Consider the following 10746-nt stretch of genomic DNA (forward strand, 5'->3'; position numbering starts at 1 on the left):
CTTCGATCTGGAGCGCATCCTCGAGGTCAAGCCGGACTTCGTGAACCCGCCCCACGGCGCCGAGGGCCACGTCCACGACGAACATTGCGGCCATGACCATCATGACCACGATCACGTCCATGACGAGCACTGCGGTCATGACCACGGCCACGATCATCACGACCACGGCCCGCGCGGCCACGCCCACAACGACGACATCAAGGGCATCTCCCTGACGCTGGACCGTCCGCTGAACGGGGCGAAGTTCACCGCCTGGCTGGACCGCTTGCTGGGCGAGCAGGGCCAGAACATCCTGCGCGCCAAGGGCATCATCGACGTGGACGGCGAGGACCGCCGACTGGTCTTCCAGGCCGTGCACATGATTCTGGAAGGCGACCTGCAGCAGCCCTGGGGCGACAAGGAACGCCGCTGGAGCCGCGCCGTCTTCATCGGCCGCGACCTGAACGAGGCCGAACTGAAGGCCGGGTTCGAGGCCTGCGCGGCATGAACCCGCCGCCCCGCGCCCGGGTCGAGGCCAGGCTGATCTACGGCACGCCCGAGTTCGAGATCATCAAGGGCGGCGACCATGTGGTCTGCGCCGTCTCGGGCGCGGCTATCCCGCTGGACATGCTCAACTACTGGAGCGTGGAACTGCAGGAGGCCTACGCCTCGGGCGCGCTGATGACACAACGCTGGGTCGAGACGCACAAATAGAACCCTCTCCCATCAGGAGAGGGTTGCCAGCCAATCGGTCATGATGCGGGCCAGGGCCTGCGGCTGTTCCAGCGGGATCATGTGCCCGCTGTCGTCGACATGGACCAGCGCCGAGCCGGCGATCCCTTGATGCAGTTCCTCGGCCTCGTCCGGGCCGCGCAGGCGGTCGGCGTCGGCCGCCACGATCAGGGTCGGCTGCGTGATCTCCCCCAGTCGGTCCAGGTCGCCGGCGCGGGCCATGGCCGACTGGCGATGAAACACCTCGCCGCCCAGCCGCAGTCCCATGTCGCGCACCCGCGCGATCATCGCCTCGTCGGTCGCTAGATCGGGGTGCAGGGACGAGACGATGGCCGGGCGGCTGAGGCCCTTGAACGCCTTGGGCGCGGCCTTCAGGGCCGAGCGACGCTGGCGGATCAGCTCCTCGGTGTCGCCGCGCGCCGAGGTGGCGATCAGGATCAGGGCCGTCACCCGCTCCGGCGCCATCCGCGCCAGTTCGCGCGCCACATAGCCGCCCATCGAGAAGCCGACGGCGACGAAGCGGTCCGGCGCGTCGGCCAGGATGGCGGCGGCCATGCTCTTGATGTCCTCGCCCCGGCTCAGGTCGGTGGCGACCAGAGGCCCGAACTGGGCCAGGTCGTCGGTCATGGCGTCCCACAGGGTCGCGTCGGCCATGAAGCCGGGAATGAGCAGCAGGGTCATGGGCCTCTCTATAGGCCCAAGCCGGCGTGCGGCGCGACAGACGCGACGCGGGAGGCTATGAGGCGCGTCTGACTTTCTCTGCCTTGCGTGAGCCGACATGCCGACCTTCTCCTTCGACGCCCAGGTCACAGCCGCCCTGTTCGACAAGACGGGCGCCATCTTCGCCCTGGGCGACGGCTCGGTGCGGTTCGAGAACGGCGCCCGCAGCGAGGTCCATGACGGCGCCATCCTGTGCGCGGTCGTCCATCCCTCGGGCGAGGGCGTCGTCACCGGCGGCGACGACGGCAAGGTGGTGTGGAGCCGCGAAGGCGAGGCGGTCCTGCTGGCCACGGCCAAGGCGCAGTGGATCGACGCCATCGACGCCTCGGCCGAAAGCGGCCTGATCGCCTTTTCCGCGGGCCGCACCCTGTCGGTGATCGACAGCAAGGACGCCGCCTTCCGCCGCGACTTCCAGCACGAGCGCACCGTCTCGGGCGTGGCCTTCGATCCCAAGGGCCGGCGCATCGCCACCTCGACCTATGGCGGGGCCTGGCTGTGGTATGCCCGCATCGAGCAGCAGCAGCCGGTCAAGATGCCCTGGGCCGGGTCGCACGTGGCGGTCGCCTTCTCGCCCGACGGCGCCTTCGTCGTCACCGCCATGCAGGACAACCAGTTGCACGGCTGGCGCATGAAGGATCAGAAGAACATGCGGATGGGCGGCTATCCGTCCAAGATCAAGAGCTTCGCCTTCCTGGCCAAGGGGCAACTTCTGGCCACCTCGGGCGCCCAGGGCGTGGTGCTGTGGCCCTTCATCGGCGCCAATGGTCCGATGGGGCGCGAGGCGACCGAGATCGGCTTCGACGAGACCACCCTGATCGCCCAGGTCGCCGCCGCGCCCGCGCACGGCCGCCTGGCCGCGGGGCTGGAGGACGGCCGCGTCTGGTGGGCCGATCCGGCGGGGCAGGGGCTGGACTTCATCAAGAAGGACAAGGGCGCGCCCATCGTCGCCCTGGCCATGAGTTCGGGCGGCGCCCGCGTCGCCTGGGCCGACGAGGACGGTCAGGCGGGCGTGGTCTCGCTCTGAGATCGCACTTGCGCTGAAGCTGGAGCCCGGCAGGATGGCGGCATGACCCGTGCGAAGACCCGCAAGCGGCGCCCGCTGCTGACGCTGCTGCTGATCCTGGCCCTGATTCCGCTCGGCGGGGTGGTGCTGCACCGCTTCGTGCCGCCGCTCTTCACCATCCTGATGGTCAAGCAGGCGGTCGCCGGCCACGGCATGGACTATCGCTGGCGCTCGCTGGACCATATCTCTCCGCGTCTGGTCGAGGCGGTGATCGCCGCCGAGGACGCCCGTTTCTGCCAGCACCACGGTTTCGACGTCGAAGCCATCCAGAAGGCGATGGAGGCCAATGAGCGGGCCGAGCAGCGCGGCTCGGACAAGCGGCGCGGCGCTTCGACCATCAGCCAGCAGACCGCCAAGAACGTCTTCCTCTGGCCGAGCCGCGATTGGGTCCGCAAGGGGCTGGAGGTCGGCTACACCGGCCTGATCGAACTGGTCTGGGGCAAGCGCCGGATCATGGAGATGTATCTGAACGTCGCCGAGTGGGCGCCGGGCGTCTATGGCGCCGAGGCCGCCTCGCAGCACTGGTTCCACAAGAGCGCGCAGAACCTGACGGCGCGCGAGGCCGCCCGTCTGGCCGCCATCCTGCCCAGCCCGCGTCGCTACAAGGCGGCCTCGCCCGGCCCCTATGTCCGCCGCCGGGCCAGCCGCATCCAGGCGGCCATGGGCACGGTCCGCGAGGCGGGGCTGGACCGCTGCGTCGACCGCTAAGGCGGCGTTAACCCTTGCCGTAGGGCCATCCCTTAACCGAACCGCGCCAAAATCGTCTGACATGCGGACCTGCGTCCGCTGCGGAATTCAGGGGCCGAGACGGTGAAGCACGCGGCGATGAACGGACTGAATCGAATGGCGCGCGAAGCGCGCAGCCTTGTTGCGCGCTTCGCGACGGGCACGCGCGGCAATGTGGCGATGATGTTCGCCCTGGCCCTGCCGATGCTGGTCATGGTCACTCTGGGGGCGATCGACATCCATCAGGCCTCCAAGGTGAAGGCCAGTCTGCAGGACGCCCTGGACGCCGCAGCCCTGGCCGCCGCCCGCTCCAAATACACGGATGACGTCAACCTGGATCGGATCGGGCTGGCGGCGTTGAAGGCCAACATGCCGTCCTATTTCAAGGCGGGTTCGACGGACACGGCCAGTTTCAAGCTCGAGGGCAACACCATCGTCGCCGACGCGCGCGTCAACGTGAAGGTCATCGTCGCCAACATCGTCCTGCCGCCCTACGGCAAGCTGATGGACGACTACCTGCCGGTGGGCAGCCATTCCGAAGTTCTGCGCGCCTCGCGCAACGTCGAAGTGGCGATGGTTCTGGACACCACCGGGTCGATGAGCGACAGCATCGGCGACCTGCACGCCGCCGCCCTGGAGTTGGTCAACATCGTGGTGCAACAGCAGCAGGAGCCGTTCTATTCTCGCGTGGCCCTGGCGCCCTACGACTGGGCGGTGAAGCTGGACGCCGGCACCACCCCCCTGCCAGGCGTCCTGGCCAAGGCGGCGCGTGGCGACCTGCACCGCCCGACCGGGATCACCGACGTCCGCTATTTCGACGTTTCGGGCAATGTCTCGACCGTTTCGCGGGCTAAGCCCGCCCTTGTGACGACCGCGAACAACCACGGCCTCACGACCGGCGACCGGGTGGCGATGCGGGGCGTGTCCAACACCACCAGCATCAATGACAAGACCTACAGCGTCACAGTTGTTGATGCGAAATCGTTCCGCCTGGACGGCGCCGACACCTCGTCCCACTCGAAGAACGGTTCCGGAGGAACGTTCGCGAAGTGTCTCAGGGCGGATTGCAAGCTGATCGTGACCTCGGCGGGACATGGCCTGACCGGCAACGCCTACGCCCAGATCGAGGGCGTCTCCGGCCTGAAGCGGCGCACCAGCAGCGTGCCGCACATCAACAGCAACTTCGCTCCGATCGAAGTCCTGGACGCGAACCGGTTCGTCATCGATCGTTTCGGCCCCAGCTACGACCCCTATACCGGCGATGGCCAGGCCTACTGCACCCTGCGCGGTTGCGAGTATTTCGTCTTCAGGAACTCCGCAGGCTCCATGTCGAGCCTGCCGGCCACCAACTGCGTCAGCGAGCGGACGGGCGATGACGCCTACACCGACGTCGCGCCGAGCACGGCCTTTGTGGGACGCGTCTATTCGACGAACTGCGACTCGGAGCCCATCCTGCCCCTGACCAGCGTGCGCAGCGACCTCGAGGCCCGGATCGGGGCGCTCAAGGCGTCCGGCAACACCGCCGGTCAGATCGGCATCGGCTGGGGATGGTATCTGGTGTCGCCCAATTTCGGGTCGATCTTCTCGGGGGAGGGCCAGCCGGCGCCCTATGACGTCTCCAGGACCCTCAAGGCCGTGGTCCTCATGACGGACGGCGAGTTCAACGCGCCCTATTGTCAGGACGTCGCCGCCAACACAGGCGGGTCTTCAACCAGCCGCATCGACTGCGCGGCGACCAACGGCAACCCCTTCCAGCAGTCCGTGAAGCTGTGCGAGGGCATGAAGGCCCAGAACATCGTCGTCTACACGGTCGGCTTCGGCCTCGGGACCAACCGCGGCGGTACCGGCGTCGACACGGCGATCGAGGTGATGGAGGCCTGCGCCACCAACAAGGACACCCACTTCTTCAAGGCCACCAGCGGGACCGACCTGAAGGACGCCTTCAAGGCCATTGGGCGGGACATCACCCGGTTGCGCATCGCGCGCTGACCCGCGCGACAGGCGGACAAACAAAAGGGCCGGCGGATCGATCCGCCGGCCCTTTCTTCGTTCTGGGCGATGTGCTCGCTTAGATCAGGCGGATCTCCTTGAGGCGCTCCATCAGGAAGTCCTCGGCCAGGATGGTCTTGCCGGCGTAGCGGTCCGGGTTTTCCGGGGTGATGGTCGAGGGCAGGGTCTCGATCGGGAAGTCCGGGTTGAAGTGCAGGAAGAAGGGCGTCGAGTAGCGGGCGAAGCCGCGACGCTCGGGGGCCGGATTGACCACGCGGTGCGTCGTCGACGGCAGGACGTGGTTGGTCAGGCGCTGCAGCATGTCGCCGATGTTGACCACCAGGGCGCCGGCGGGCGGGGCGATGTCCAGCCATTCGCCGTCGGCGTCCTTGAGCTGCAGCCCGGCCTCTTCGGCGCCCAGCAGCAGGGTGATGACGTTGATGTCCTCATGGGCGCCGGCGCGCACGCCCGGCGCATCGGCGGGGACCGGCGGATAGTGCAGCATCCGCAGCACGCTGTTGCCCAGCTCGACCTTGTCCTCGAAATAGTCGTCGCCCAGCTTCATGTAGCGGGCGATGGCCTTGAGGATCTTGCGGCCCAGCTGATCCAGGGCGTCGAACATGCCGTAGAGGTGGCTCTGGAAGCCCTCGATCTCGGTCGGCCAGACGTTGTCGCGCATGTATTTGCGATAGGGATGGCCCTCGGGCAGTTCGCGGCCGACGTGCCAGAATTCTTTCAGGTCGACGGCGGCGGCGCCCTTGGCGGCTTCGACGCCGAAGGGGGTCAGGCCGCGCGCGCCGCCGGTGCCGGGCTGATGATACTTGCGCTTCACGTCTTCCGGCAGGGCGAAGAAGGCCTTGGCGTCGGCGATGGCGGCGTCGATCGTCGGCTGGTCCAGGCCGTGGTCGGCGATCACGGCGAACCCGTAGCGCGAGAAGGAGGCGCCCAGGGCGTCGGCGAAGGCCTGGAAGTCGGCGTCATAGCCCTTCATCGACACGGGGATGATGGCGCGGGTCTTGGTCTGGTCCTCGGCGGAGGAAGCGGTCAGCGGAGAGCTCACGGGCGGATAGTGCCTCTGAATGGGTGATATGAAGGGTTCCATACGCCTTGCCGGAACAAATTGGCAGTCCGGCGCCGTCGTGGCGTGGTCTCGGCTTTGACTCTCAAGCGTGGCTGTTGTCGTGTGCATGTCTAGCCAGGACGGAGGACGACATGGACGCGCGATCTCGGCCCGAGCCGCCGAAAGGCGAGGGGGAGTGGACCCTGCTTCAGACCCGGTCTGACCGCAGCTTCTGGCAGCAGACGCGCACCTTGGCGCCCGGTCGGAGCGTGTCCTGGTTCGTCATCGCCCGTCCGCCCGAGCAACTGACCTACGACAGCTTCGACGAAGCCGAGGCCATGTTCCGGGCGATGGACGAGGATTGACGCAAGCTGGATAGGACAAAGGCCCCGCGGGGGTTCCGCGAGGCCTTTGATGGTGGAGCTTAGCGGAGTCGAACCGCTGACCTCTTGCATGCCATGCAAGCGCTCTACCAGCTGAGCTAAAGCCCCATGCCTTGCGGCGAGGGTATGTTTTCGCCACGGCGAACCGCAGCAGATAGGACGAAGGCCCCGCGGGTCTTCCGCAGGGCCTTCGATGGTGGAGCTTAGCGGAGTCGAACCGCTGACCTCTTGCATGCCATGCAAGCGCTCTACCAGCTGAGCTAAAGCCCCGAACCTTTCGGTCGGCCCCGCCGGAGACCGTGTGGTCTCCAGCGAGGGGCGGAAACTATGTCAGGCCTTTTGAGAGATCAAGCCGGTCTGACAACTTTTTTTCCGCTTATTTTTCCGAACCTTGGTATCAGTCGTCGTCGCGCGACGGCTTGACGATGTCGTCGTCGAGGCTGTCGTCGTCTTCGTCTTCGATGAAGGGCACCGAGTCATCGTCGTCGTCGCCCAGGGCGTCGTCGTCGTCGCCGTCCGAGGCGCCCATGCCGGCGTCGTCGGCGCTGGGTTCAGCATCGTCGTCGTCGTCGGGGGTCAGGATCGGCTCATGGCCTTCCTCGTCGATTTCGGGGGTCGAGGCTTCGGCGTCCTCTTCCTCTTCGTCGCCGTCGACCGACTTGTCGGCGACCTGATCCTCGGCCTCGTCGTCGGCCGCGAAGCCGGCGCCGGCGCGGCCGCGGACGCGGCGGTTGCGCATTGCTTCTTCAAGCGGATCGAACTCGGTGTCGCACTTGGGGCAGTGCGCCGGGCGACGGTTCAGATCGTAGAATTTGGCCTGGCAGTTCGGGCAGACCTGCTTTTGGCCCAGTTCGGGTTTGGCCACGGGATAACCTTCGGCAGGAGTTGAAATTCCGGAATTCGGCCGGCTCCCTTGCCACCCAAGGGGGCCGCTGTCAAAAGCCTTCTTATCCGCGCTGGCGCGGCTGTTCCTGAACAATCGGAGTTTCCAGCCGGGTGACTGCCCCCTCGACCCTGACCGCACGACCCGTTTCCGCCCCGTTGAAGGGCGCCGTGCGCGCCCCGGGCGACAAGTCCATGTCGCACCGTGCGCTCATCTTCGGCGGCATGGCCGGGGGCGTGACCGAGATCGAGGGTCTGCTGGAAGGCGACGACATCCTGGCCACGGCGCGCGCGGTCGAGGCCTTCGGCGCCACGGTCGAGCGGTTGGGCGAGGGGCGCTGGCGCGTGACGGGGCAGGGCGGCTTCCGCAGCCCTGGCGCGATCATCGACTGCGGCAACGCCGGCACCGGGGTGCGCCTGCTGATGGGCGCCGCCGCCGGTTATGACCTGAGCGCGACCTTCGACGGCGACGCCTCGCTGCGCAAGCGCCCGATGAAGCGCGTCACCGGCCCTCTGGCCGAGATGGGCGCGCGCTTCGACTGGAACGGCGCCGATGACCGGGTGCCCCTGACCCTGCACGGCGGCGGGCTCACGGCTATAGAATATGTGCAGACGGTGGCCTCGGCTCAGATCAAGTCCGCCATCCTGCTGGCCGGGCTGAACGCGACGGGCGAGACCGTCGTGGTCGAGCCGGAAAAGAGCCGCGACCACACCGAGCGGATGCTGCGCGCCTTCGGGGCGACGGTGGACGTGGTCGAGGAGGGCGAGGGCTGGCGCATTCGCCTGAAGGGCGGGCAGACGCTGAGCGGAACCCATGTGGCTGTGCCGGGCGATCCGTCGTCGGCGGCCTTCCCCCTGGCGGCGGCCCTGATCGTTCCGGGCTCGGAAGTGACGGTCGAGGGCGTCATGCTGAACCCGCAGCGCACCGGCCTGTTCGACACCTGGATCGAGATGGGCGCCGACCTGACCATCTCCAATCGCCGCGTCAGCGGGGGCGAGGACGTGGGCGACATCACCGCCCGCTATTCCGCGCTCAAGGGCGTGGTCGTGCCGGAAGATCGCGCGGCCTCGATGATTGACGAATACCCGATCCTGGCCGCGACCGCCGCCTATGCCGAGGGCCGCACCGTCATGCGCGGCGTCGGCGAGATGCGGGTCAAGGAAAGCGACCGCATCGCCCTGATGGTCGCCGGCCTGAGCGCCTGCGGCGTCGTGGTGGAGGAGGAGGCCGAGGGCTTCATCGTCACTGGCGGACCCGTGAAGGGCGGCGCGACCGTCGCCACCGCCCATGATCACCGCATCGCCATGAGCCACCTGATCCTCGGCCTGGCCGCCGAACAGCCTGTCTCGGTGCTGGACCCCGAAATGATCGCCACCAGCTTCCCCGGCTTCGTCGAGCTGATGAACGGGCTTGGAGCGGACATCAATGGGTAGAACGCGTCGTCCCAAAGACTGGCTAGACCGACTTCCTCGCCCTTTCCGACGCGCCATCGGATATATGATATTTGGCAGCATCTGCGGCTGGTTCGGTTGGCTAGCTGCAAGCGGACTGATCAAAGGCGAGGTGTGGGCGCGCCGTGGCGCAGTTCTACGAAGCGATGATCCCACAATGTTTTGGCTCGCTGTTCTCTGGAACGTGGCCATTGCGAGCTTCGGTCTGTTCTTCGTGATCAGGGCCGCAATTCCGGACCTGAAACGGCTGTTGGCCTCCTGATTATGGCTTTGCATTCTCTCATTATCGCCGTCGACGGCCCCGCCGCCTCGGGCAAGGGGACCATCGCCGCGCGTCTGGCGGCCCATTACGGCCTGCCGCATCTGGACACCGGCCTGCTGTATCGCGCCGTCGGTCTGGCGGTGCTGGAGGCGGGCCAGGACCTGGGCGACGCCGAGGCGGCGGAGGCAGCAGCCTTGGCGCTGGACCTCTCGGGCCTGTCGGACAATCCGCGTCTGACCGAGCGCCATGCAGGCGAGGCGGCCAGCCGGGTCGCCAGCCATCCCGGCGTGCGCGCCGCCCTGCTGAAGCTGCAGCAGGACTTCGCCGCTCAGACCGGCGGGGCGGTTCTGGACGGCCGCGACATCGGCACGGTCATCGCCCCCGACGCCACAGCCAAGCTCTATGTCACCGCCACCCCCGAGGTCCGCGCCGAACGCCGCTGGAAGCAGTTGACGGCGCGGGGTCAGGATATCGCCTTCGCTGACATGCTGGAGGACATCCTTCGTCGCGACCAGCGGGACTCGGGCCGGGATTCCGCCCCCATGGTCCAGGCCGAGGACGCGGTCTTGCTGGACACGACCGATCTGGGTATAGAAGCCGCCTTCGATGCGGCCCGCCGTATCGTCGAGGCGGCGCGCGTCCGCGCCGGGGTCTAGGCCCTCGCGGACAAATCCAACGCTCCTGACCTCGGCTTCCGCGGGCGTTCTGGCTTTCTTTTGTTTGCGCCCCTTGCGCCGGCCTCGCGTCCTGACGACCTGATTTTCCCTTTCCGTCTTTATCCACCCGCGCGGGGCCATTCGGTCGCGCGCCTCAACCCCAGAGCTACATGACCGACACCCACAACCCCTCGCGTGACGATTTCGCCGCGCTGCTCGACGAACAACTGCAAGGTCGCGACCTTGGCGAAGGCCAGGTCGTTCACGGCCGCGTCGTCGGCATCGAGAAGGACATCATCATCATCGACGTCGGTCTGAAGACCGAAGGTCGTATTCCGGCCCGCGAATTCGGCATCGGCGAAGGCGCCGTCATCCCGAAGGTCGGCGACAACGTCGAAGTCTACCTGGAGCGCGTCGAGAACGCCCTGGGCGAAGCCGTCATCAGCCGCGACAAGGCCCGTCGCGAAGAAGCCTGGACCCGTCTGGAAGTCGTCTTCGCCGAAGGTCAGCCGGTCAACGGCGCCATCGTCGGTCGCGTCAAGGGCGGCTTCACCGTCGATCTGGGCGGCGCCTCGGCCTTCCTGCCCGGCTCGCAAGTCGACATCCGCCCGGTGCGCGACGTCGGCCCGCTGATGGGCAAGGAACAACCCTTCGCCATCCTGAAAATGGACCGTCCGCGCGGCAACATCGTCGTCTCGCGCCGCGCCATCCTGGAAGAAGCCCGCGCCGAACAGCGCACGGAGCTGGTCGGCCAGCTGCAAGAGGGTGAAGTCCGCGAAGGCGTCGTCAAGAACATCACCGACTACGGCGCCTTCGTCGACCTGGGCGGCATCGACGGCCTG

The 10746-nt window shown here is 67.3% G+C and carries 12 protein-coding genes and 2 tRNA genes; 9 read left to right on the plus strand and 5 right to left on the minus strand.

Annotated elements, in window-relative coordinates:
- On the plus strand, window positions 1–487 hold a 487-nt coding region (locus VGE49_RS07385; RefSeq protein ID WP_331033917.1), incomplete at its 5' end, for a GTP-binding protein.
- Complete coding sequence (locus tag VGE49_RS07390) at window positions 484–693, plus strand: DUF2093 domain-containing protein (protein WP_331033918.1); 210 nt, start codon at window positions 484–486, stop codon at window positions 691–693. The genes VGE49_RS07385 and VGE49_RS07390, both read left to right, overlap by 4 nt.
- A gap of 12 nt (window positions 694–705) precedes the next feature.
- Here the strand turns inward: VGE49_RS07390 and VGE49_RS07395 are convergent, their stop codons facing one another.
- On the minus strand, window positions 706–1392 hold the full coding sequence (locus tag VGE49_RS07395) for an alpha/beta fold hydrolase (protein ID WP_331033919.1): 687 nt from the start codon (window positions 1390–1392) through the stop codon (window positions 706–708).
- A gap of 97 nt (window positions 1393–1489) precedes the next feature.
- Between VGE49_RS07395 and VGE49_RS07400 the strand changes: the two genes are divergently transcribed.
- The 3 genes from VGE49_RS07400 (at window position 1490) to VGE49_RS07410 (ending at window position 5209) form a co-directional block, all read left to right on the plus strand.
- The gene (locus VGE49_RS07400; protein ID WP_331033920.1) at window positions 1490–2455 is read left to right on the plus strand and encodes a WD40 repeat domain-containing protein; all 966 of its coding nucleotides are present in this window, start codon (window positions 1490–1492) and stop codon (window positions 2453–2455) included.
- Between the two features lie 42 nt (window positions 2456–2497).
- Window positions 2498–3202: a monofunctional biosynthetic peptidoglycan transglycosylase gene (mtgA, locus tag VGE49_RS07405; protein ID WP_331033921.1), complete on the plus strand. Its 705-nt coding sequence runs from the start codon at window positions 2498–2500 to the stop codon at window positions 3200–3202.
- Between the two features lie 135 nt (window positions 3203–3337).
- Window positions 3338–5209, plus strand: a complete 1872-nt coding sequence (locus VGE49_RS07410; protein ID WP_331033922.1) for a ubiquitin-activating E1 FCCH domain-containing protein — start codon at window positions 3338–3340, stop codon at window positions 5207–5209.
- Between the two features lie 79 nt (window positions 5210–5288).
- Here VGE49_RS07410 and VGE49_RS07415 read toward each other — a convergent pair whose 3' ends face one another.
- Window positions 5289–6200, minus strand: a complete 912-nt coding sequence (locus VGE49_RS07415; RefSeq protein WP_331033928.1) for an isopenicillin N synthase family dioxygenase — start codon at window positions 6198–6200, stop codon at window positions 5289–5291.
- A 221-nt stretch (window positions 6201–6421) separates the two neighbouring features.
- Between VGE49_RS07415 and VGE49_RS07420 the strand changes: the two genes are divergently transcribed.
- Entirely contained in the window at window positions 6422–6634 is a 213-nt protein-coding gene (locus VGE49_RS07420; RefSeq protein ID WP_331033923.1) for a hypothetical protein, read from the plus strand.
- 50 nt (window positions 6635–6684) lie between these two features.
- Here the strand turns inward: VGE49_RS07420 and VGE49_RS07425 are convergent.
- From VGE49_RS07425 to VGE49_RS07435, 3 genes are all read right to left on the minus strand, one after another.
- Window positions 6685–6760: transfer RNA gene (locus VGE49_RS07425), tRNA-Ala, on the minus strand.
- 86 nt (window positions 6761–6846) lie between these two features.
- Window positions 6847–6922: transfer RNA gene (locus tag VGE49_RS07430), tRNA-Ala, on the minus strand.
- Window positions 6923–7049: 127 nt separating this feature from the next.
- Window positions 7050–7517 carry a TIGR02300 family protein gene (locus VGE49_RS07435; RefSeq protein WP_331033924.1) on the minus strand — a complete coding sequence of 156 codons (468 nt, stop codon included), beginning with the start codon at window positions 7515–7517 and terminating at the stop codon, window positions 7050–7052.
- A gap of 149 nt (window positions 7518–7666) precedes the next feature.
- Between VGE49_RS07435 and aroA the strand changes: the two genes are divergently transcribed.
- The 3 genes from aroA to VGE49_RS07450 all read left to right on the plus strand — a co-directional run.
- Window positions 7667–8968: a 3-phosphoshikimate 1-carboxyvinyltransferase gene (gene aroA, locus VGE49_RS07440; protein ID WP_414643616.1), complete on the plus strand. Its 1302-nt coding sequence runs from the start codon at window positions 7667–7669 to the stop codon at window positions 8966–8968.
- A gap of 288 nt (window positions 8969–9256) precedes the next feature.
- The gene (gene cmk / locus VGE49_RS07445) at window positions 9257–9904 is read left to right on the plus strand and encodes a (d)CMP kinase (RefSeq protein WP_331033926.1); all 648 of its coding nucleotides are present in this window, start codon (window positions 9257–9259) and stop codon (window positions 9902–9904) included.
- A gap of 170 nt (window positions 9905–10074) precedes the next feature.
- A partial coding sequence (locus VGE49_RS07450; protein WP_331033927.1) for a S1 RNA-binding domain-containing protein occupies window positions 10075–10746 on the plus strand: 672 nt, incomplete at its 3' end.

This window comes from Brevundimonas sp., assembly GCF_036405315.1.
Lineage (GTDB): Bacteria > Pseudomonadota > Alphaproteobacteria > Caulobacterales > Caulobacteraceae > Brevundimonas.

Coding starts and splice junctions, on each gene's coding strand:
- VGE49_RS07390 (WP_331033918.1), top strand. CDS start 484: ATGAACCCGCCGCCCCGCGCCCGGGTCGAGGCCAGGCTGATCTACGGC.
- VGE49_RS07395 (WP_331033919.1), bottom strand. CDS start 1,392: ATGACCCTGCTGCTCATTCCCGGCTTCATGGCCGACGCGACCCTGTGG.
- VGE49_RS07400 (WP_331033920.1), top strand. CDS start 1,490: ATGCCGACCTTCTCCTTCGACGCCCAGGTCACAGCCGCCCTGTTCGAC.
- mtgA (WP_331033921.1), top strand. CDS start 2,498: ATGACCCGTGCGAAGACCCGCAAGCGGCGCCCGCTGCTGACGCTGCTG.
- VGE49_RS07410 (WP_331033922.1), top strand. CDS start 3,338: ATGGCGCGCGAAGCGCGCAGCCTTGTTGCGCGCTTCGCGACGGGCACG.
- VGE49_RS07415 (WP_331033928.1), bottom strand. CDS start 6,200: ATGAAGGGCTATGACGCCGACTTCCAGGCCTTCGCCGACGCCCTGGGC.
- VGE49_RS07420 (WP_331033923.1), top strand. CDS start 6,422: ATGGACGCGCGATCTCGGCCCGAGCCGCCGAAAGGCGAGGGGGAGTGG.